This is a genomic window from Mesorhizobium sp. RSR380A, from assembly GCF_054719385.1.
This window is the reverse complement of sequence record NZ_JBTTIB010000001.1, coordinates 4,272,964-4,294,278: the sequence shown is the minus strand read 5'-3', so window position 1 is coordinate 4,294,278 and position 21,315 is coordinate 4,272,964. Positions and strand designations below refer to the sequence as shown.

Annotated in this window: 12 protein-coding genes and 1 pseudogene; 8 read left to right on the top strand and 5 right to left on the bottom strand. The window is 63.8% G+C overall.

What is annotated here, in order from left to right; all coding sequences use genetic code 11:
* Positions 1–13 precede the first annotated feature (13 nt).
* The 5 genes from ACYG9Z_RS20555 to ACYG9Z_RS20535 all read left to right on the top strand — a co-directional run bounded on the left by ACYG9Z_RS20555 (position 14) and on the right by ACYG9Z_RS20535 (position 8,724).
* Entirely contained in the window at positions 14–289 is a 276-nt protein-coding gene (locus tag ACYG9Z_RS20555) for a sarcosine oxidase subunit delta (protein WP_023684437.1), read from the top strand.
* Positions 290–470: 181 nt separating this feature from the next.
* Positions 471–3,464 carry a sarcosine oxidase subunit alpha gene (locus ACYG9Z_RS20550; RefSeq protein WP_031244176.1) on the top strand — a complete coding sequence of 998 codons (2,994 nt, stop codon included), beginning with the start codon at positions 471–473 and terminating at the stop codon, positions 3,462–3,464.
* Entirely contained in the window at positions 3,457–4,083 is a 627-nt protein-coding gene (locus ACYG9Z_RS20545) for a sarcosine oxidase subunit gamma (protein ID WP_023752571.1), read from the top strand. The genes ACYG9Z_RS20550 and ACYG9Z_RS20545 overlap by 8 nt, the downstream gene beginning before the upstream one ends.
* Before the next feature lie 255 nt (positions 4,084–4,338).
* The gene (locus ACYG9Z_RS20540; RefSeq protein ID WP_023752570.1) at positions 4,339–6,708 is read left to right on the top strand and encodes a DUF1989 domain-containing protein; all 2,370 of its coding nucleotides are present in this window, start codon (positions 4,339–4,341) and stop codon (positions 6,706–6,708) included.
* A gap of 306 nt (positions 6,709–7,014) precedes the next feature.
* Positions 7,015–8,724 carry an APC family permease gene (locus ACYG9Z_RS20535; protein WP_023752569.1) on the top strand — a complete coding sequence of 570 codons (1,710 nt, stop codon included), beginning with the start codon at positions 7,015–7,017 and terminating at the stop codon, positions 8,722–8,724.
* Positions 8,725–8,785: 61 nt separating this feature from the next.
* Here the strand turns inward: ACYG9Z_RS20535 and ACYG9Z_RS20530 are convergent, their stop codons facing one another.
* From ACYG9Z_RS20530 to ACYG9Z_RS20510, 5 genes are all read right to left on the bottom strand, one after another.
* A complete protein-coding gene (locus tag ACYG9Z_RS20530) occupies positions 8,786–10,141 on the bottom strand; it encodes an LLM class flavin-dependent oxidoreductase (RefSeq protein WP_023752568.1) in 1,356 nt (451 codons plus the stop codon).
* 275 nt (positions 10,142–10,416) lie between these two features.
* Positions 10,417–13,554: an efflux RND transporter permease subunit gene (locus ACYG9Z_RS20525; RefSeq protein ID WP_023752567.1), complete on the bottom strand. Its 3,138-nt coding sequence runs from the start codon at positions 13,552–13,554 to the stop codon at positions 10,417–10,419.
* A 248-nt stretch (positions 13,555–13,802) separates the two neighbouring features.
* Positions 13,803–14,942 carry an efflux RND transporter periplasmic adaptor subunit gene (locus ACYG9Z_RS20520; protein WP_023692166.1) on the bottom strand — a complete coding sequence of 380 codons (1,140 nt, stop codon included), beginning with the start codon at positions 14,940–14,942 and terminating at the stop codon, positions 13,803–13,805.
* A gap of 58 nt (positions 14,943–15,000) precedes the next feature.
* Positions 15,001–15,606: a TetR family transcriptional regulator gene (locus ACYG9Z_RS20515; RefSeq protein WP_023668564.1), complete on the bottom strand. Its 606-nt coding sequence runs from the start codon at positions 15,604–15,606 to the stop codon at positions 15,001–15,003.
* Positions 15,607–15,767: 161 nt separating this feature from the next.
* Positions 15,768–17,408 (bottom strand): acyl-CoA synthetase, encoded by a 1,641-nt coding sequence (locus ACYG9Z_RS20510; protein ID WP_023752566.1) that lies wholly within the window; start codon positions 17,406–17,408, stop codon positions 15,768–15,770.
* Between the two features lie 190 nt (positions 17,409–17,598).
* Here ACYG9Z_RS20510 and ACYG9Z_RS20505 point away from each other — a divergent pair, with 190 nt between their 5' ends.
* From ACYG9Z_RS20505 to ACYG9Z_RS20495, 3 genes and pseudogenes are all read left to right on the top strand, one after another.
* Positions 17,599–18,570, top strand: coding sequence for a sugar-binding transcriptional regulator (locus ACYG9Z_RS20505; RefSeq protein WP_023752565.1), 972 nt, complete (start codon positions 17,599–17,601; stop codon positions 18,568–18,570).
* Between the two features lie 94 nt (positions 18,571–18,664).
* Positions 18,665–20,719, top strand: coding sequence for a bifunctional aldolase/short-chain dehydrogenase (locus tag ACYG9Z_RS20500; protein WP_023752564.1), 2,055 nt, complete (start codon positions 18,665–18,667; stop codon positions 20,717–20,719).
* Positions 20,720–20,954: 235 nt separating this feature from the next.
* Positions 20,955–21,213, top strand: a pseudogene (locus ACYG9Z_RS20495) (D-alanine--D-alanine ligase A); the annotation flags it as partial.
* Positions 21,214–21,315 lie beyond the last annotated feature (102 nt).

The following is a 21,315-nucleotide window of genomic DNA, read 5'->3' as shown; positions in this document are numbered from 1 at the left end:
CGGCCGGAACAAGATGCGTATCACCTGTCCTTTCTGCGGCGAACGCGAACTCGGCGAGTTCAGCTATCTCGGCGATGCCAAGCCTGTACGGCCGGCGGCGGATGCCGGCGAAGATGCCGTCTACGACTATGTCTATCTGCGCGACAACATCGCCGGCGTGATGGCGGAGAACTGGTATCACGGCGGTGGCTGCCGGGCCTGGCTGAAGGTCACCCGCAACACGCTGACGCACGAGATTTCGGCGGTGGAACCGGCGGCGGGGGCTGGTGCGAGCCAGGTGGAGACATGAGCTATTCTGTCGAGACCACAGCCGTCGCGAAAAGCGCCAGCCCCCTACCTCCCCCTTGTGGGGAGGTCGGACCGCAGGTCCGGGTGGGGGTCGGTGCCGCACCCCCACCCCGCTGCTGCGCAGCGACCCTCCCCACAACGGGGAGGGTAAGGGGCGGCGCCATCCTTCGCCATGACACCATATGGATCAGAGGCTGGACATCGTGACCTCTCATCGTCTCTCATCCGGCGGTCTCATCGACCGTTCCACCCCCCTCACCTTCCGCTTCGACGGCACGACATTTTCCGGCTTCCAGGGCGACACGCTGGCGTCGGCGCTGGTCGCCAATGGCGTCAAGCTGGTCGGCCGCTCGTTCAAATACCATCGTCCGCGCGGCATTCTGACTGCGGGCTCGGAAGAACCCAACGCGCTGGTCGAACTGCGCACCGGCGCACGGCGCGAGGCCAACACCAAGGCCACGACGGCCGAACTCTATGAAGGCCTCGAAGCGGCCAGCCAGAACCGCTGGCCGTCGCTGCGCCACGATGTGATGTCGGTGAACCAGCTGTTCGCACCGATCTTCGTCGCCGGCTTCTACTACAAAACCTTCATGTGGCCCGCAAAATTCTGGGAAATGGTCTACGAGCCGGCGATCCGACGCGCCGCGGGTCTGGGTCGCGCGGCGGTCACCCCCGATCCGGATCACTACGACAAGGCCTGGGCGCATTGCGATGTGGTGATCGCCGGCTCCGGTCCGGCCGGTCTCGCCGCCGCACTCGCTGCAGGCCGCAGCGGTGCGCGCGTCATCCTGTGCGAAGAAGATTTTGCGCCCGGCGGCCGTCTGTTGTCGGATGGCGGCACGATCGACGGTCTGCCGGCCGCGGAGTGGCTGTCGCGCACACTGGCCGAGCTCAGCTCGATGCCGGATGTCCGCATCATGACCCGCACGACCCTGTTCGGCGTCTATGACGGCGGTACCTATGGCGCGATCGAGCGGGTCAACGATCATCTGCCGGTGCCGCCCGAGCATCAGGTGCGCCAGCGCCTGTGGCGCATCGTGGCCAAGCGCTGCGTCGTCGCCGCCGGCGCGATTGAGCGTCCCATCGTCTTTGCCGGCAATGACACGCCCGGCGTGATGATGGCGTCCGCCATCCGCACCTACGTCACACGTTATGCGGCGACGCCGGCAAAGCGGATCGCGCTGTTCACCAACAATGAGGATGGCTGGCGCACGGTCGAGACGGCACTCGGCGCCGGGCTGCAGATCGCGGCGGTGGTCGACGCGCGGGCTGACGTCACGCCTGCCCATCGTTCTCTCGCTTCCAGGAACGGCTTCACCGTGCTGCATGGTTCGGTCAGCGGCGTCGACGGCGGCAAGGACGGCGTAAGAAAAATAGCGGTGTCGCTGACCGGCGGCGCGCGCGCCGAGGTCGAGGCCGACGGGCTTGCCGTTTCCGGCGGCTGGAATCCGGCGGTCGGGCTGACCTCATACCATCGCGGCCGGCCGAAATGGCGCGACGACATCTCAGCTTTCGTGCCGGACGGCGCGCCGCCCGGGATGGTCGCCGCAGGTGCGGCTAACGGCGACTTCGGGCTAGGCGCCTGCCTGCGCGCAGGTTTCGAGGCCGGCGCCGCAGCGGCGCGGGACGCGGGACGCAATGGCAATCCGGGCTCTGCAGCTGTTGCCGGCGACGAGTCCTTCTCACTGACCCCGCTCTGGCACGTCGCCGGCAAAGGCAAGGCCTTTGTAGACCAGCAGCATGACGTCACCGCGTCCGACATCGAGCTGGCGCAGCGCGAGGGTTTTGAATCGGTCGAGCATCTGAAGCGCTACACCACGCTCGGCATGGCGACCGACCAGGGCAAGACGTCCAATGTCGCCGGCCTCGCCATCATGGCGGCGGTGTCGGGCAAATCCATTCCCGAGACCGGCACGACCATCTATCGCCCGCCGTACGTGCCGGTCGCCATCGGCGCCTTTGCCGGCCACCATCGCGACGAAAATTTCCATGCGACGCGGCTGACGCCGTCGCATCACTGGGCGGCCGAACAAGGCGCGATCTTTGTCGACACCGGCCTGTGGAAGCGCGCGCAATGGTATCCGCGCGCGGGCGAGAAGGACTGGCTGGAATCGGTCACCCGCGAGGTCAAGGCGGTGCGCTCGGGCGTCGGCTTCTGCGATGTCTCGACGCTGGGCAAGATCGATGTGCACGGCCCCGATGCCGGCGCCTTCCTCGACCGCGTCTACATCAACACCTTCTCAAACCTTGCCGTGGGAAAAGCCCGCTACGGGCTGATGCTGCGCGAGGACGGCCTCGTCTATGATGACGGCACGACCTCGCGGCTGGCCGAGGACCATTATTTCCTCACCACGACCACGGCGAAGGCCGGGCTGGTGATGCAGCATCTCGAATTCTGCCGGCAGGTGCTATTCCCCGAACTCGACGTGCAACTGACCTCGGTCTCCGACCAGTGGGCGCAGTTCTCGATTGCCGGGCCAAGGACGCGAGACCTGTTGAAGGAAATCGTCGACCCTGCCGAGGACCTTTCGAACGAAGGTTTTCCCTTCATGGGCGTGCGCGAAGTCGCTTTGCGCGGCGGCATCAAGGCGCGGCTGTTCCGCATCTCCTTCTCCGGCGAGATGGCGTTCGAGATTTCGGTGCCGGCGCGTTACGGTGAAGCGATGGCACGCAATTTGATGCTGGCGGGAAAACCGTTCGGCGTGACGCCGTATGGCACAGAAGCCCTCGGCGTCATGCGCGTTGAAAAGGGCCATGTCGCCGGACCGGAACTGAGCGGCATGACGACCGCCGCCGATCTCGGCCTCGGCAAGATGATGTCGACCAAGAAGGATTTCATCGGTCGCGTCATGGCCGGCCGCGAGGCGCTGGTGGCGCCGGACCGGCAGGTCGTGGTCGGCATCAAGCCGATCGACAAGGCGCGCCGCCTGCGCTCCGGCGCGCACATCATCCCGAAGGGCCAGACGCCCGGGCCTGATAACGACCAAGGCTACGTCACCTCGGTCTGCTTCTCGCCGACGCTCGACCAGTGGATCGGTCTCGGCCTTGTCGAGCGCGGCCGCGAACGCATCGGCGAGATCGTCCACGCGCATGATCCGCTGCGCGGTGAAGACTATGATGTCGAGCTCTGCAATCCCGTCTTCTACGATCCCGATGGAGGGCGCCAGCGTGGCTGATTTTTCCTGGGATGTTCGTAGCCCGCTCGAGCGGGCACTTGTTGTCGGGCCTTACGGCGCGAACGGCAATGTCGGCGTGTTGCTGACCGAAATCCGCAATTTCGACCTGATCCAGGTGATGGCGCGGCGCGGCAAGGCGGGAGATTTGGCCAACGCTGCGAAGGCAAGCTTCGGTGTTGCGGCTCCTGAGACACCCAAGGCGGTGCAGACTTCGGATGCGACGCTGATCTGGTCGGGACCGGACCAGTTCTTCGTGCTGTTGAAGGGCGGCAAGCATGGGACTGAAGCACTCGCCCAGACGTTCGCGTCTTCCGCTTCGCTATCGGACCAGTCGCATGCGCGAGTGCTGATCAGTATCTCCGGTACCAAGGCGCGGGCGATGCTGGGCAAGCTGTCGTCGATCGATCTGCATCCCGATGCATTTCTGGTTGGGGCGGCTGCCGCGACCTCGATGGATCACGCCAGCGTCACGCTCTGGCGCGGGAATGACCGGCCGGATGGGCAGGCGGTGTTCAACGTGCTGATGTTTGCGACATTTGCTGAAAGTCTGTGGCACACGATGCTGGATTCGGCGGCGGAGTATGGTGTCGAGATCGGGCATTCCGAGGATTTGGCGTAGCGCTTGTGCGCTTCTTCCTTCTCCCCTTGTGGGAGAAGGAAGATCGGCGCGTTAGTGCCGAGACGGATGAGGGGTGTTCCAGGGTACGCCAACGTCTCACCGCTGGAACACCCCTCATCCGTCGCCTGCGGCGACACCTTCTCCCACAGAGGGAGAAGGGGGAGCCAGCCTTGCCAAACGCAACTGCGCTGCTATTCTTGCAGCTAAAGTAATTTTACACACAGGCAAACTTGTTTCTGTAACCGCAAGGCTGAGATGAGCCAGTCGCCCTACCCTTCAGTGACAGCCGGGCCGCCGCGGCCGAGCCTCATCCTGAGGCCCGGCCAGATCGCGCTGCCGCCGGGCATGGAGCGCCATACTATCCTGGGGAATGGCGCGGTGCTGATCGAGGTCGAGGCCGGCGATACGTTCACCGTGCGCAATGTCGAGGGCGGGCAGGCTTGCGAGTTGCTGGCCTGGGACAGGACCGGCGCCACCGATCCTTCCATCCTCGGCGAAAAGTCCAACAGCAATGCCGCCGGGATCAAGGCGCTTCTGGCCGAGGGCGATGACAGCCTGGCTTCCGTCCGTCGTGGCCTTGAGCGCCGCCAGGTGCAGCTCGACGAGCCCAAGGCGGTGCGTGTGTTCGGCGGCGCAACGCCTGCCGGCACCGAGCAGGCATTCACGGTCAGGCGCGACGGCGCGATGCTGATTGCCGCACCCGGCGGGCCGATGCTCGTCGACAGCCATGATACGGCAACGCCGCTCACCGTCATGGTGCGCCGCGCCACCGTGCGCCTGAAGACAAAGTCGCAGCTGGCCGATCCGCTTGCCGATCCGGTGCTCGATCTGCGCGTCCATTCGGCGACAGCCGAATCCTATTTCGTCAAGGCGGGCGACTACCTGCAGATCATCGATGTCGACGGCCGCCAGTGCACCGATTTCCAGTGCTTCTCGGCGCGCAAGCTGGACAAGGGGCTGGACCATCCGCTCGACGTAACGACCACGCGCACGCTGATGGGGTCGAGCTACCCGATGCCCGGCCTTCACTCGAAATATTACGACCAGGACATGGAGCCCCTGGTCGAGGTTATCCAGGACACATGCGGCCGGCATGACGCGTTCGCGCTGGCGTGTGCGGCCAAATATTACGACGACATCGGCTATCCCGGCCACACCAACTGCTCGGAGAATTTCAACCGCGAGCTGGCCGACAAGGGTGTGACCCCACGTGCCGGCTGGATGGCGATCAACTTCTTCTTCAACACGGAGATCGACGCCCATGGCGTGATGGTGTCGGATGAGCCGTGGTCGCGCGCCGGCGACTATGTCCTGCTCAGGGCGCTCACCGACATTGTCTGCGTCTCCTCCGCCTGTCCCGACGACACGACACCGGCCAATGGCTGGAACCCGACCGACATCCATGTGCGAACCTATTCCGGCCAACACAAATTCTCGCGAGCGATCGCCAGACGCATGACGCCCGATTCGGAACCGAAAATGACCCGCGAGACCGCCTTCCATTCAAGCTTCGCCAAGCACACCCGCAACTTCGTGGAATACCGGGGTTATTGGCTGGCCAATTCTTTCGCCAAAGAGGGGCCGATCGCCGAGTACTGGGCCTGCCGGCAGGACGCGGTGATCATGGACCTGTCGCCGCTGCGCAAGTTCGAGGTCACCGGTCCCGATTCCGAAGCGCTGCTGCAATACACGCTGACCCGCGACGTCAAGAAGCTCGGCGTCGGCCAGGTCGTCTATTCCGCCATGTGCTACGAGCATGGCGGAATGATCGACGACGGCACGCTGCTGCGGCTCGGCAAGGACAATTTCCGCTGGGTCGCCGGCGATGACCTGTCCGGCGAATGGCTGCGCGACACCGCCAGAAAACTCGGCCTCAACGTGCTGGTGCGCTCGTCCACCGACCAGATGCACAATGTCGCTGTCCAAGGGCCGAAGAGCCGTGACATTGTGCGAGAGGTGGTCTGGACCTCGCCGCTGCAACCGTCGATCGACGAACTCGAATGGTTCCGCTTCGCTGTCGCGCGCATCGGCGGCGGCAATGGCATTCCGGTCGTGGTGTCGCGCACCGGTTATACCGGCGAGCTCGGCTACGAAATCTGGTGCCACCCACGCGACGCCGAAAAAGTGTTCGATGCCATCTGGGAGGCCGGCCAGCCGCACGGGCTGAAGCCGATGGGCCTGCAGGCACTCGACATGGTGCGCATCGAAGCCGGGCTGATCTTCGCCGGTTACGAATTCTCCGACCAGACCGACCCGTTCGAGGCGGGCATTGGTTTCACCGTGCCGTTGAAGACCAAGACCGACGATTTCATAGGCCGCGAGGCGCTGATAAGGCGCAAGGAACATCCGCAGCACAAGCTCGTCGGCCTCGACATCGACAGCAGTGTCGCGGTCGGCCATGGCGACTGTGTCCATATCGGCCGCGCCCAGATCGGTGTCGTCACCTCGGGCATGCGCTCGCCGGTGCTGAACAAGAACATCGCTCTGGCGAGGCTTGACGTCACCCATGCGGCCACCGGCACAGAGGTCGAGATCGGCAAACTCGACGGGCAGGCCAAGCGGCTGCCGGCGCGCGTCGTGGCCTTCGCCCACTACGATCCGCAAAAGACCAGGCCGCGATCCTGAGGGTTGCACCCCCGGCCCTTCGCAGGCTCAGGGCGTTCGAAGCTCGAAAGCAATTGGCTTTCCGTCCGCTACCGCGGACCGCTTCTCACCCCACAAGGGGAGAAGGACAAAGCGAGCGTTTCGCAACCGTGATGTGCACGGCGCCACAAATCACTTGACGTGAAAGCGCGCCGGATCAATCTTCACTGTTAAGAAAAAAATACGACTGAGTGGAAACACTGGAGTCGTGCGGTCATGTACCGGGGAACAAGCTTCGCGAAGCCGAGGCATCACCGGCCGGGAACACAAAATGGGGAATTCAGACAGATGAGCACGATTACCACTGCCCTGGAGCAGCCCGCTGAAGGCAAGCTGCTCCGCAACATCGACTGGCGCGGCGCCTTCTGGGTGGCGAGCGGCGTTCCTGCCCTTGTCCTGTTTTCGATCGGCGGCATTGCCGGAACGACGGGAACGCTGGCCTTCGGGATCTGGATCGCTTCCATGATCATGGGCTTCCTGCAATCCTTCACCTATGCCGAGATCGCCGGCCTGTTCCCGAACAAGTCGGGCGGCGCCTCGATCTACGGCGCCACCGCCTGGCTGCGTTATTCCAAGTTCATCGCGCCGCTGTCGGTGTGGTGCAACTGGTTCGCCTGGTCGCCGGTGCTGTCGCTGGGCTGCTCGATCGCCGCCGCCTATATCCTCAACGCGCTGGCGCCGGTGCCGCTGTTCACCGAGGCCTCGCCGGATGTCGTCGCCTATATCGCGGCGCACGCCGGAACGGTGCCTGCCGACGCCATCGCCGCGGTGACCACGGCGGCCACGCCGGCGATCCGCAACTGGACGCTGTTCAGCCACACGCTGGGTCCTGTCTCCTTCACCCTCAATGCCACTTTCTTCATCGGCGCGGTGCTGATGCTGATCATCTTCTCGATCCAGCATCGCGGCATTCTCGGCACCGCCAATGTGCAGAAGTATATCGGCCTGCTGGTCATCATCCCGATGCTGATCGTCGGTGTCGTGCCGATCGTCACCGGCCAGATCAACTGGGCGAACTTTTCGCCGCTGGTGCCGCTGGCGGCGGCTTACGCGCCGGAGCCCGGCTCGTGGAACATTGCTGGCTGGACGCTGGTGCTGGGCGGCATGTTCATCGCCGCATGGTCGACCTATGGTTTTGAGACCGCCGTCTGCTACACATCGGAGTTCAAGAACCCGGGCACCGACACGTTCAAGGCGATTTTCTATTCCGGCCTGCTCTGCATGCTTCTGTTCATCCTGGTGCCCTTCACCTTCCAGGGCGTGCTGGGCCTCAACGGCATGCTGGCGACGCCGATCGTCGACGGCTCGGGTGTCGCCGATGCACTGGCCGGCATGGTCGGGGGTGGCGCATTGATCCACAGCCTCTTGGTGATGCTGATGATCCTGGCGCTGGTGCTGTGCATCATGACGGCAATGGCCGGCTCGTCGCGCACGCTCTACCAGGGCTCGGTCGATGGCTGGCTGCCGCGCTATCTCAGCCACGTCAACGAGCATGGCGCGCCGACGCGCGCCATGTGGACCGATCTCGTCTTCAACCTGATCGTGCTGGCCATCGCCTCGGCCGACGCGACGAGCTTCTTCTTCATCCTCGCCGTGTCGAACTGCGGCTACATCATCTTCAACTTCCTCAACCTCAATGCCGGCTGGATCCACCGCATCGACAACGGCCACATCAACCGGCCGTGGAAGGCGCCGAGCTGGCTGCTCGGCCTCGGCGCCATCTTCGCCTATGTAAACGCCATCTTCATGGGCGCCGGCGCCAAGGTGTGGAACCCGATGGCGCTCTGGGCCGGCCTGATCACAGCCGCCTTGATCATCCCGGTGTTCTGCTACCGGCACTACGTCCAAGACAAGGGCAGGTTCCCCGACCACATGCTGGCCGACCTCGGCATGGCGGGCGCAGACCTCTCGGTCAAAAAGGCAGGCATGCTGCCCTACCTGACGCTGGTCGCCGGCCTGGTGGTGATGCTGCTCGCCAACTGGTACTTCGTCATCTGAAAGTGATGGCTGAAAAGAATGGGCGCGCTTCGGCGCGCCCGTTTCTTTTTGTGGCAGGACGTCAGCCGGCCTTGCGAGTGGCCGCTTCGGAGCCTTCGAAGAACCGGTTCGGCGGACGCTTCAGGCCGAGATTCTCGCGCAAGGTGGTGCCCTCATACTCGCGCCGGAAGAGCTTTCGCCGCTGCAGCTCGGGCACCACCTTCTCGGCGAAGTCATCGAGCCCGGCAGGCAGATAGGGGAACATGACGTTGAAGCCGTCTGACCCCTCGGCAACCAACCATTCCTCCATCGCGTCGGCGATGGTTTTAGGCGTGCCGACGAAGGCAAGGCCGGAATAGCCGCCGAGCCGCTGCGCCAGCTGGCGGACGGTCAAATTCTCCCGGCGCGCCAGCTCGATGACGCGCTCGCGGCCGCTCTTCGAGGCATTGGTCTCGGGGATTTCGGGCAAGGGCGCGTCGGGGTCGAAGGCCGACGCGTCATGGCCGAGCGCGATCGACAGCGAGGCAATGCCGCTCTCGTAATAGACCAGGCTGTCGAGCTTGGCGCGTTTGGCCTGTGCTTCCTCGACACTGTCGCCGACGATGACGAAGGCGCCGGGCAGGATCTTGATGTCGTCGCGCGAACGGCCGAGCTTCTCGGCCCGGCTTTTGACATCGGCAAAGAAGCGCTGCCCAGCCGCCAGATCGGAATGGGCGGCGAAGATCACCTCCGCCGTTTCGGCTGCCAGCTGCCGCCCGGCCTCAGATGCGCCGGCCTGGACGATGACCGGCCAGCCCTGCACCGGCCGCGCAATGTTGAGCGGGCCGCGCACCGAGAGATGCTCACCCTTATGGTCGAGCACATGCAGCTTCGCGGGATCGAAATAGAGCCCGCTCTCGGCGTCGCGGATGAAGGCGTCGTCGGCAAAGCTGTCCCAGAGGCCGGTCACCACATCGTAGAATTCCCGCGCATTGTGATAGCGCTCGTCGTGCTCGACATGCTCGTCGAGGCCGAAGTTCAGCGCGGCGTCGGGATTGGATGTGGTGACGATGTTCCAGCCGGCGCGGCCGCCGCTGATATGGTCGAGCGAGGCGAAGCGACGGGCAATGTGATAGGGCGCGTCGAAGGTCGTCGATGCGGTGGCGACAAGGCCGATATGATCAGTGACGGCGGCGAGCGCCGACAGCAGCGTGAACGGCTCGAACGAGGTCACCGTGTGGCTGCGCCGTAGCGCCTCGATCGGCATGTTGAGAACGGCCAGATGGTCGGCCATGAAGAAGGCGTCGAACTTCGCCGCCTCAAGCGTCTGCGCGAAGCGCTTCAGATGGGCGAAGTTGAAGTTGGCATCGGGATATGAGCCGGGATAGCGCCAGGCCCCGGTGTGAAGACTGACCGGACGCATGAAGGCGCCGAGCCGCAATTGCTTATTGTCTACCATGGGATGATCACCTGATGCGAATGAGCGTTGCCGCTCCGATATGTAAGCAGGATCGGACGGCTTTGCCGTCCTGGAAAGGAATTCTGTTTTGCAAAACCGGCGCCGCGAAGCATTTTCATACAGGTGGCCGTTCAACCTATTTTGATGAACCCGCCTGGTGTTGAGATACTTGCCTGGGTGCTCGGTGCCACCGGCAAGGAGAAAGCCAGAACGCCGCACGTCAAGCGTACGGCGTTCCAGCATTTTCCAAGGAAGATCCTGTGCCCCAGCAGCGCCTACTCGGCGGCCAGGGCCAGTGGCGGCCTGTCATTGTCCTGCACGGCCTCATCAGCCGGCTTCCTGCCTTTCTTCGGCTCGCGGCCGAAGAACAGCGCGTAGCCTGCCGGCAGCACCAGGATGGTGAGTACGGTGGCGACGAGGATGCCGCCCATCATGGCGTAGGCGAGCGGTCCCCAGAACACCGCACGCGAGATCGGGATCAGCGCCAGCACCGCCGTCATCGCCGTCAGCACGATCGGCCGGAAACGGCGCACGGCCGAGCCGATGATGGCCTCCGATCGGTCCATCCCCCTGGCGATGTCCTGATCGATCTGGTCGACCAGGATGATCGAGTTGCGCATGATGATGCCGAGCAGCGCGATGACACCGAGGATGGCGACGAAGCCGAACGGCGCGCCGCTGATCAACAGAGCCGCCGCCGCACCGATGATGCCGAGCGGACCGGTGGCCAGCACGAGCATCGCCTTGCCGAAATGCTGCAGCTGGATCATCAGGAGCACGACGATGACGGCCAGCATGATCGGCGCCTTGGCGGCAATCGAGGCCTGGCTTTCGGCGGAATCTTCCGCACCGCCCTGGATCTCGATCTTGTAGCCGGGCGCCAGGCCGGCGCGCATGCCCTGCATGTCATTGTAGAGCTTGGTGACGACGTCGTTCGACTGCACGCCATCCGGCAGCGTGGCGCGCACCGAGATGGTCGGCAGGCGGTCGCGCCGCCATTCGACGCCCTGCTCGAGCACCGGCACCACCTTGGCCACCTGCGACAGCGGCACGAAGCCGCCGAAATCGGTCGGGATATAGACCGAGTCGACCGAGGACAGCAGGCTGCGGCTGGCGTCCGGTTCGCGGGCGACGATGGAAACCGTCTCCTCGCCATCACGGAAGTCATCGAGCGGCGCGCCGGACATCGCTGCCTGCAGCATCTGGCGGATGCGCTGCGAGGTGACGCCAAGCGCACGGGCGCGGTCCTGGTCGATGACCAGCTTCATCGCTGGTACCGGCTCCAGCCAGTCGTCATGGACGGCGCCGAGCAGCGGATTTCCGGCGAATTTCGCCTTCACCTGGTCGGCGATGCGGCGCACCTCCTGGCGGTCCGGACCCATGATGCGCATCTGCACCGGCCAGCCGGTCGGCGGGCCGAGGAACAGACGATCGACCTTGGAACGGATCGAGGGGAAATCCTGCGCCAGGATTGAGCGCAGCTTGAGGATCAGCCGCTCGCGCGCCGGTTCGTCATTGGCCATCACCAGAAGCTGCGCATAGTTCGGATTGCGCAATTGCTGGTCGAGCGGCAGGAAGAAGCGCGGCGCGCCTTCGCCGATATAGGTGGCGATGAAGCGCTTGTCCTTGTCGTCCATCATCCGGGCTTCCAGCGCCTTGGCCTGCGTCTCGACTTCCTTGATCGAGGTCCCCTCAGGCAACCAGAGATCGACGAGGATTTCCGGCCGCGAGGATTGCGGGAAGAAGTTTTGTGGGATGAACTGGAACGCCCACAGGCTGGTGGCGAAGGTGACCAGCGTCATCACCAGAACGATGATGCGGTGGCGCACCGCCCAGCCAACCGTGGCGCGCAGCCGCCGGTAGAAGCCGGTGTCGAAGGCGTCATGATGGTTGCCGGCATGCTTGCGCTGCTTGAGGATCATGTAGCCCAGCCACGGCGTGAAATAGACGGCGACGAACCACGACACGACGAGCGCGATGCCGACGACATAGAACAGCGTGCGCACATATTCGCCTGCGGTCGAGGCGGCGAAGCCAACCGGGATGAAGCCGGCGATAGTGATCAGCGTGCCGCTCAGCATCGGGAAGGCGGTCGAGGAATAGGCGAAGCTCGCCGCCTCGATCTTGACCAGCCCCTCCTCCAGCTTGCGCTCCATCATCTCGACGACGATCATGGCGTCGTCGACCAACAGCCCGAGCGCGATGATCAGGGCGCCGAGCGAAATGCGCTGCAGATCGATGCCGAGCTCGTACATGATTGCGAAGGTGGCGGCCAGCACCAGCGGAATGGCAATGGCGATGACCAGGCCGGAACGCCAGCCGATCGACAGCAGCGAGACAGCAAGCACGATCAGCAGCGCCTCGCCGAGCGCCTCCATGAACTCGTTGACGGCGTCCTTGACAACCTCGGGCTGGTTGGAAATCTGGTCGACCGCAACGCCGTAGGGCAGCGCTTCCTCAAAGCGCTTGTAGGTCGCCTCGACATCCGTGCCGACGTCCCTGACGTTAAAACCCTTGGCCATGACGACGCCGACCTGGACGCTTTCATGGCCGTTGAAGCGGTACTTGCGCTGATAGGGATCTTCGAGACCGGAACTCACGGTGGCAATATCGCCAAGACGTGTCACCTGACCACCGGCGCGCAGGCGCAATTCCCTGATGTCGGCAGCCTTGGTGACATCGCCCTCGACCGAGATGCGCACCGAGCGCAGGCCGGTGTCGACGGAGCCCGCCGGATCGACATTGTTCTGGCCCTTGATGGCGTTCTGCAGGTCGGTCAGCGTCAGGCCGCGTTCGGCCAGGGCCTTGGACGAGACGTCGATATAAAGCTTCTCCGGCTGGTCGCCGATGATGACGGCCTTCTCGACGCCCGGCGTCGTCAGCAGCATGTCGCGAGCCTGGGTGGCGAATTTCTTCAGCTCCGGATAGCTGTAGCCGTCGCCGCCGATCGAGTGCAGGGTGATGAAGGTGTCGCCGAACTCGTCGTTGAAATAGGGCCCGAGCAGGCCTTGCGGCAGGTCGCCGGAGATGTCGCCAACCTTCTTGCGCACCTGGTAGAAGGCGTCCTTCACCTCCTCTGCATTGGTGTCGCCCTTGATCTGGACGGTGATGATGGCGCTGCCGGCGCGGGTGTAGGAACGGACGAAGTCGAGGTGCGGCGTTTCCTGCAGCTTGCGCTCGATCTTGTTGACGACCTGGTCTTCCATCTCCTGGATCGAGGAGCCCGGCCAGATCGCCTGGACGACCATGACGCGGAAAGTGAAATCGGGGTCTTCCTTCTGGCCCATGCGCATTAGGCCGAGCGCGCCGGCAATGATGATCAGACCGAACAGGAAGCGCGCGATCGAGGGATGGCCGATGGCCCAGCGCGAAAGATTGAAAGGCTGCTTTTCAGTGCTGTCGGTGGTGGTCATCGGCGTCAGTCCAATTCGTTGATCGTGCGCGCATACGCTTTGCATGCAGCTAGGATATTCCGATGCTGGCTTCCGGGCGGCGAGGCTTTCCGAGCGGAGAGACACTCATCGCGGTGGGACGCGCGGATCGATGCGGGGGAACTCGATCTTGGCGTCTCGACCATCGGGCGCTCGCCGCCCGGAAACCCTGAATTCGCTTGCCCAGCCCTTTCGCCGGAGCGACGATCAAGCCGGCTTCATGCCTGCGGTCAGCGCAGGGCCTTTGCGGCATCGCCTTCCGCAGAGGCGGCCTGGACCGCATCGCCGGTCAGCTTGACCTTGAGATTCTCGGTCATGAACTGGGTGCCGGCGGCAACGACGACATCCCCCGGCTTGAGCCCGTCGGCGACGCTGACGCCGTCGGCGGTGAACTCCGCAACCTTGACCAGGCGCTCGTGCACCGTCTCGCCGGCGCGGTCGACGGTCCAGACAATCTTGCGACCATCCTTTTCCGCAAGCGCGCTGAGCGGGATCGACACCATCTCCTGCTTCTTGGCCACCGAGGCCTCGATGTTGGCGGTCATGCCGAGCAGCACGCGCGGGTCGTCGGGCAGCGAGACGCGGACGGCAAAGGTGCGCGACTGCTGGTCGGCGCTGCCGGCGACTTCACGCACTTTGCCGGAGAGCGCCAGCGCGTCATCGGACCAGAAGCTGGCCTTGACGTCCTTTCCCGGCTTGAAGGCGGCGATGTCCATTTCGGGAACCGCGATCAGCACTTCCTTTTCGCCGTCGACGGCAACGGTCATCACAGGCGTTCCGGCGCCGACCACCTGGCCGACATCGGCCGAGACCGCCGTGACGATGCCGTTCTCGCTCGCCTTGAGATCGGTGTAGACGACCTGGTTCTGCGCCTGGGCAAGGGTAGAGCGGGCGGCATCGCGCGTCGCTACCGCCTGGTTGTAGCTCAGCGTCGCCTGTTCGAGCTGCGACTTGGAGGTGAAGTTCTTGGCAAAAAGCTGTTCGGCGCGCTTGCGGGACAGATCGACCGTCTCGACCTGCCGCTCGGCGGCGTCGAGGCTGGCCTTGGCGCTCTTGACCGACAACTCATAGTCCGTGGGATCGATACGGGCTAGCACATCGCCTGTCGTCACATGCTGGCCGATGTCGACCAGACGCTCAGTGACCTTGCCCGAGATGCGAAAGCCGAGGTTCATTTCGGTACGGGCTCGCACCGAGCCGGAATAGGTGAGTTCGCGACTCTTTTCGGCCTGGCCGATCTCGACCACCTTGACCGGACGGATGATGTCCTGGACCTCGGTCTTCTCCTGGCTGCAGGCGGCGAGCCCGAGCGTGGCGACGATCAGGCCGGCGACCGGCAGCTTGCGGATGATGGAACTGGACAAAGACACTTTCGTACTCCCGACTGGAGATGAACGGTCGACACCGGCGCCCGGCGGGCGGCGGCTATTACTTCAGAGCCTTGATCGCGTAATCGATGAGATCGTCGGGCATCGCCCGATTGGTCTTGGCAAGGCACTGCGCCACCATTTGCGGGTGGCACAGAATGACGGTGGCGGCGCCGAAGCAGCGCGATGCGATGACCGGATCCTGGTCGGCAAACTCGCCGGCCTCGATGCCCTCGCGGATGACCTCGGCAAACAGGTCGTGAATGCTGTCGATATGCTTGTCGATGACGCCCCAGTCGCGCTCGAGCGCGACGATGACCATTTCGTGGACCTTCTGGTCGTCGAGCATGACTTCCAGCGTCATCTTGTACTGCGCATGCACGTAGCGGCGCAGCCGCTCCTCGGCGCTGATCGGCAACCGGGAAATCTCGTAGGCCATGTTGTAGCTGGCGAGGAGCATGCGGCCGCAGACGGCCTGGTGGATTTCGACCTTGGAGGCGAAGAAACGGTAGATGTTGGCCGGCGACATGCCGAGTTCGCGGGCGATGTCGGCGACATTGGTCTTGCCGTAACCATAGTGCCGGAACAGGCGTTCGGCACAGTCGAGAATGCGGGTGACATTCTCCTGGCGGGTGGAGTCGGCCATTATGCTGGCGGCTTCGGACATGGCTCTCTGTCGATTTATGAGTGACGAATTTAAACTTTCGTCAGTCGTAAATCGAAAAGAGGGAAGTGTCAATGCGAATTCGACGTACGCGTATAATTTGGTGACAGATGGTGACAGAGGGTGTGCGCGAACTCGACCTTGCGTGCCGTTGCGCTCTGGAACTAAGATCCCTTCGCCATTTCCCGCAGCTGAAACTTCTGGATCTTCCCCGTCGATGTCTTCGGGATCTCGGCAAAAATCACCGCCTTCGGCACCTTGAAGCGGGCGAGCAGCGCGCGGCAGTGTTCGATGATCTCGGCCTCGCTTGCCACCTTGCCGGGCTTCAGCTCGACATAGGCGACCGGCACCTCGCCCCATTTGTCGTCTGCCTTGGCGACGACGCCGCAGGACGCCACGGACGGGTGTTTGTAGAGGGCCTCCTCGACCTCGATCGATGAAATGTTCTCGCCGCCGGAGATGATGATGTCCTTGGAGCGGTCCTTGAGCTGGATGTAGCCGTCGGGATGCATGACGCCGAGGTCGCCGGAGTGGAACCAGCCGCCGGCAAAGGCCTCTTCGGTCGCCTTCCTGTTCTTCAGATAGCCCTTCATGACGATGTTGCCGCGAAACATGACCTCACCGATCGTCTCGCCGTCGGCCGGCGTCTTCTGCATCGTCTCCGGGTCCATCACGGTCAGGCCTTCGAGTGCGGCATAGCGCACGCCCTGCCTTGCCTTCTTCTGCGCCTTCGATCCCTTGTCTAGATCGTCCCAGGCGCCGTGCCATTCGTTGACGACCGCCGGGCCATAGGTCTCGGTCAGCCCGTAGAGATGGGTGACGGCAAAGCCGGCATCGGCCATGCCCGACAGCACCGCTTCCGGCGGAGGTGCTGCCGCCGTATTGAAGGTCACCGTCTGGGGGAACGTCCGCTTGTCCTCGTCCCTGGCGTTGATCAGCACCGACATGACGACCGGCGCACCGCACAGATGCCTCACGCCGTGGTCGGCGATGGCATCATAGATCGGCTTCGGCCGCACCCAGCGCAGGCAGACATGGGTGCCGGCCTGGACGGCCATTGTCCATGGGAAGCACCAACCATTGCAGTGGAACATCGGCAGCGTCCACAGATAGACGGCGTGCTTGGCCATGCCGGCATGGATGGTGTTGGTGTAAGCCATCAGGGCAGCGCCGCGATGGTGGTAGACGACGCCCTTCGGATTGCCTGTCGTGCCGGAGGTGTAGTTGAGCGAGATGGCGTCCCATTCGTCGTCGGGCATCGACCAGGCGTAGCCCTGGTCACCGCCGGCGACGAACGCCTCATAGTCGATCGCGCCGATGCGCTCGCCCTTGGGATAGGGTGCATCGGCGGCATAGTCGGGATCGTCATAGTCGATGACCAGCGGCTTGACCTTGGTCAGCGCCAGCGCCTGTTTGACGACAGTGGAAAATTCACGGTCGACGATCAGCACCTTGGTCTCGGCATGGTCGAGCTGGAACGCGATGACGGCGGCATCGAGCCTTGTGTTGAGCGAATGCAGCACCGCCTTGGTCATCGGCACGCCGAAATGCGCCTCCAGCATCGGCGGCGTGTTCGACAGCATCACCGTGACGGTATCGCCCTTGCCGATGCCGCGCTTCGACAGCGCCGAGGCGAGCTTCAGCGAGCGCTGCCAGAAGGTGCGATAGGTGATGCGCTGGCTGCCATGGATGATGGCGACATGATCGGGATAGGTGCTTGCCGCCCGCTCCAGATAAGTGAGCGGCGTCAGCGGCTGGTGGTTGGCGGCGTTCTTGCCGAGATCGTGCTCGTAGGGACTGCCCATCCCGTGCTCCCCGAATTTTCATTGTTGAGAACTTCTAACCACAGGTTCCCGCCACGTCACCATCGGCGATTCCCGACCGGGCACATTTGGCGCAATGATCGTCCAGATTCGATGGCCAAAGAGGTATCGTGTACCCACGCCAGTTTGACTTTTGTCGAGAGCCGTGAATAATGTCAGCCGAGGAGACGGCATGGCGATCCGACCGGCAGAACAGCTTATCCACAAGGCCGCATGGCTCTATTATGCCCATGGTCTGCGCCAGGACCAAGTCGCCAGCCAGCTTAACATTTCCCGCGCCTCGGTCGCCATGTATTTGCGCAAGGCGCGCGAGACCGGCATCGTCAACATCTCGACCTCGACGCAGCTGTTCACCGACGACATGCTGGCGCGCCAGCTCGAGGACGCGCTCAAGCTTGATGCGGTGTGGATCGCGCCGGAGAATGCCTATGTCGTCGACCCTTCGACGGACGTTGCGGTGCTGGCGGCGGGCGTCTTTCTCGAACTGGTCAAGAAGGGCGACCGTATCGGCGTCGCCTGGGGCCGCACCGTCTACACCATCGCCGACGTCATGTCCTATGCCGACCTGCAGGACGTCACCGTTGTGCAGCTCTGCGGCAATCTCGGCGCGCCCTACTCCTACCGTCCCGACCAGTGCACGATGGAGATCGCCCGGCGGCTCAACGCCAAGGGCCTCAATTTCTACGCGCCGCTGGTGCTGACGACGGAATTGCTGGCGCATGGGCTGCGCGCCGAACCGGTGATCCGCGAACAACTGGCCGATATTGCAAACTGCGATCTGGCGCTCTATTCGGTAGGCACGGTCGATGGCGACAGCCATGTCGTCAAATGCGGCGCGCTCAGCCCCGGCGAGATGGGGCTGTTGCGCGAAGCGGGCGCCGCCGGCGTCGTTGCCGGCCAGATCATCGATGCCGCCGGCAAGGCGCTCGACTGCAGCTACAACCGCCGCGTCATCTCGGCCTCGCTGTCGTCACTGCGCCAGATCGAAAAGCGGCTGATGGTGGTGCAGGAAGACAGCAAGTTCGAACCGCTGCTCGCAGCACTCGCCGGCGGGCTCTGCACGCATCTCGTCGTCGGCGCCGGCATGGCGCGGCGGCTGCTCGACCATGCCGGAGCCAGTGCGGGGGCAAAAAAGGCTTCCTGACCAACGAAATCCCAGCAGCCGGCGCATTGTCATCAAGGCGTCGCGGTACTCCTGTTCACAGCAACATCAAAGACAGCAAAGCGGACATAGCGACATGAAGAACCTTTGGAATGACGGCGACGCGGAAAGACTGGTTGCCGACTATGCGAAAAAGGGCGTTGCCCGCGACCTCGCGTTGCGCGTCTACACCACCCGGCTGCTCGGCGGCGAGCCGCGGCTGGTGCTGCATGGCGGCGGCAACACTTCCTGCAAGACCAAGGCCACAGACCTCGTCGGCGACGAATGGGACGTGCTGTGCGTCAAGGGCAGCGGCTGGGACATGGGCGTCATCGAACCGCAGGGCCTGCCGGCGGTGAAGATGGGCCCGCTCTTGAAGGCGCGCGCGCTGGCCAGCCTCGCCGACGAAGATATGGTGGCGCTGCAGCGCGCAAACCTCATCGATCCCGCCTCGCCCAATCCGTCGGTCGAAACGCTGCTGCACGCCTTCCTGCCGCACAAATTCGTCGACCATACGCATTCGACCGCGATCCTCGCCATCGTCGACCAGGCGGACAGCAAGGCGCTGATCAAGACCGTGTTCGGCGACAAGATGGGGTACGTGCCTTACATCAAGCCGGGCTTCGACCTCGCCAAGGTGGCCGCCGATGTCTACGACGCCGACCCCAGCGTCGAAGGCCTGATCCTCGACAAGCATGGCATCTTCACCTTCGGCGACGATGCGAAGCAGGCCTATGACCGCATGATCCATTATGTGAACGTGGCCGAAGACTATGTGGCGAAGAACGGCAAGCCGAAGACAGCGAAAGCCGCACTGCCGGCCAAGCTCGCAACGCCGGCAGCGATCGCGCCGATGCTGCGTGGCGCGGTGGCGGTGGCGCGTGGCGAAGGCCGCTTCGACCGCATGATCAGCGATTTCCGCACTTCGGCCGCCATCGCCGATTTCATCAACTCAGCCGGCATTGCAGACTATGCCGGACGCGGCGTGTCGACGCCCGACCTGTCGATCCGCATCAAGACCGGACCGATGGCGGTTCCGGCGCCAGACGCCGACAAGATTGGCGACTACAAGGCCGTCATCAAGAGCCATGTCGACGCCTTCGCCAACGACTATCGCGCCTATTTCGAAACCAACGATGCGCTGGACGACGTCCAGCGCACCATGCTCGACCCGATGCCGCGGCTGACGCTGGTGCCGGGCCTCGGCATGTTCGGCCATGGCCGCACGCTGAAGGATGCGAAGATCGCATCTGATGTCGGCGAGATGTGGATCGAGGCGGTGCGCGGCGCCGAGGCCGTCGGCAGCTTCCATCCTCTATCGAAGGCCGACCTCTTCCCGCTGGAGTACTGGTCGCTTGAGCAGGCCAAGCTCGCCTCCAACAAGCCGAAGCCGCTGACCGGCCAGGTGGTGCTGATCACTGGCGGCGCCGGCGCGATCGGTGCTGCGACGGCAAAACTGTTCGCCGCCAATGGCGCGCATGCCGTCGTCGTCGATCTCGATGGGGCCAGGGCGGCCGAGGCGGCAAAGGCAGCCGGCAACAATTCGATCGGCGTCGGCGCCGACATCACCAACCCGGCCGAGCTGCACGCCGCCTTCGACAAAGCTGTCGCTGTCTATGGCGGCGTCGACATTCTGGTCTCCAACGCCGGTGCCGCCTGGGAAGGCCGCATCGGCGAGCTCGACGATGCCCTGCTGCGCAAGAGTTTCGAGCTCAACTTCTTCGCCCACCAGTCGGCGGCGCAGAACGCGGTGCGCATCATGCTGGAACAGGGCACCGGCGGTGTGTTGTTGTTCAACACCTCCAAGCAGGCGGTCAACCCGGGTCCGAAATTCGGCGCCTATGGTGTGCCGAAGGCGGCGACGCTATTCCTGTCCCGGCAATATGCGCTCGACTACGGCGCGCACGGCATCCGCTCCAATGCGGTCAACGCCGACCGCATCCGCTCCGGCCTGTTGACCGACGCCATGATCGCCAGCCGTTCCGGCGCGCGCGGCGTGTCGGAGAAGGAATACATGTCGGGCAATCTGCTCGGACAGGAGGTGACGGCAGAAGACGTGGCGCAGGCCTTCCTGCATCACGCGCTGGCCGAGCGCACCACCGCCGATGTGACCACGGTCGACGGCGGCAACATCGCCGCGGCGCTACGCTGAGGATATAAAGACGTGCCCTTGGGGCGGTCCGTCGTTTCACGAAAACGACGAACCGCTCCATCTCTTGGTCTTGGCGCGGTTCCAGACGGAAAATCGTTTCAACACTTTGTGCTGAAAAACTGCTTCAACCGGTCAAAATCCCACTCCAATCGTTCGCTTATTGCTCCACCAGTTTCAGGGAGCGCCTTGTGTTTCGCATGCGCGCTCCAACCCTGATCCTTGGTGGAGTTTGTCTATGGCAGCGAAAAGACTTCGTATCGGCGTGCTGTTCGGCGGGCGCTCCGCCGAGCATGAGGTTTCGCTGCTTTCGGCGACCAATGTCATGGCCGCGCTGGATCCGGCAAAATACGACGCCGTTCCGATCTTCGTCACCCGCGAGGCGCAATGGCAGCTGAGCCACTTCAAGGACGGCGCGCTGGCGACACCGTCTGATGGGACGCAGCTTTGCCTGGCTAGTGCCGGGTGGTCATGGCCGGATGCTGGCGATCCCCGCCAAGAGCTTCGTGCTTGCTGGGTCGTGCCTGTTTTTCGGCGAGTGCGCGTTTCATGAGCGCCTTCCCCCACTCCGTCGCCGCTTCGCGGCGCCACCTCTCCCC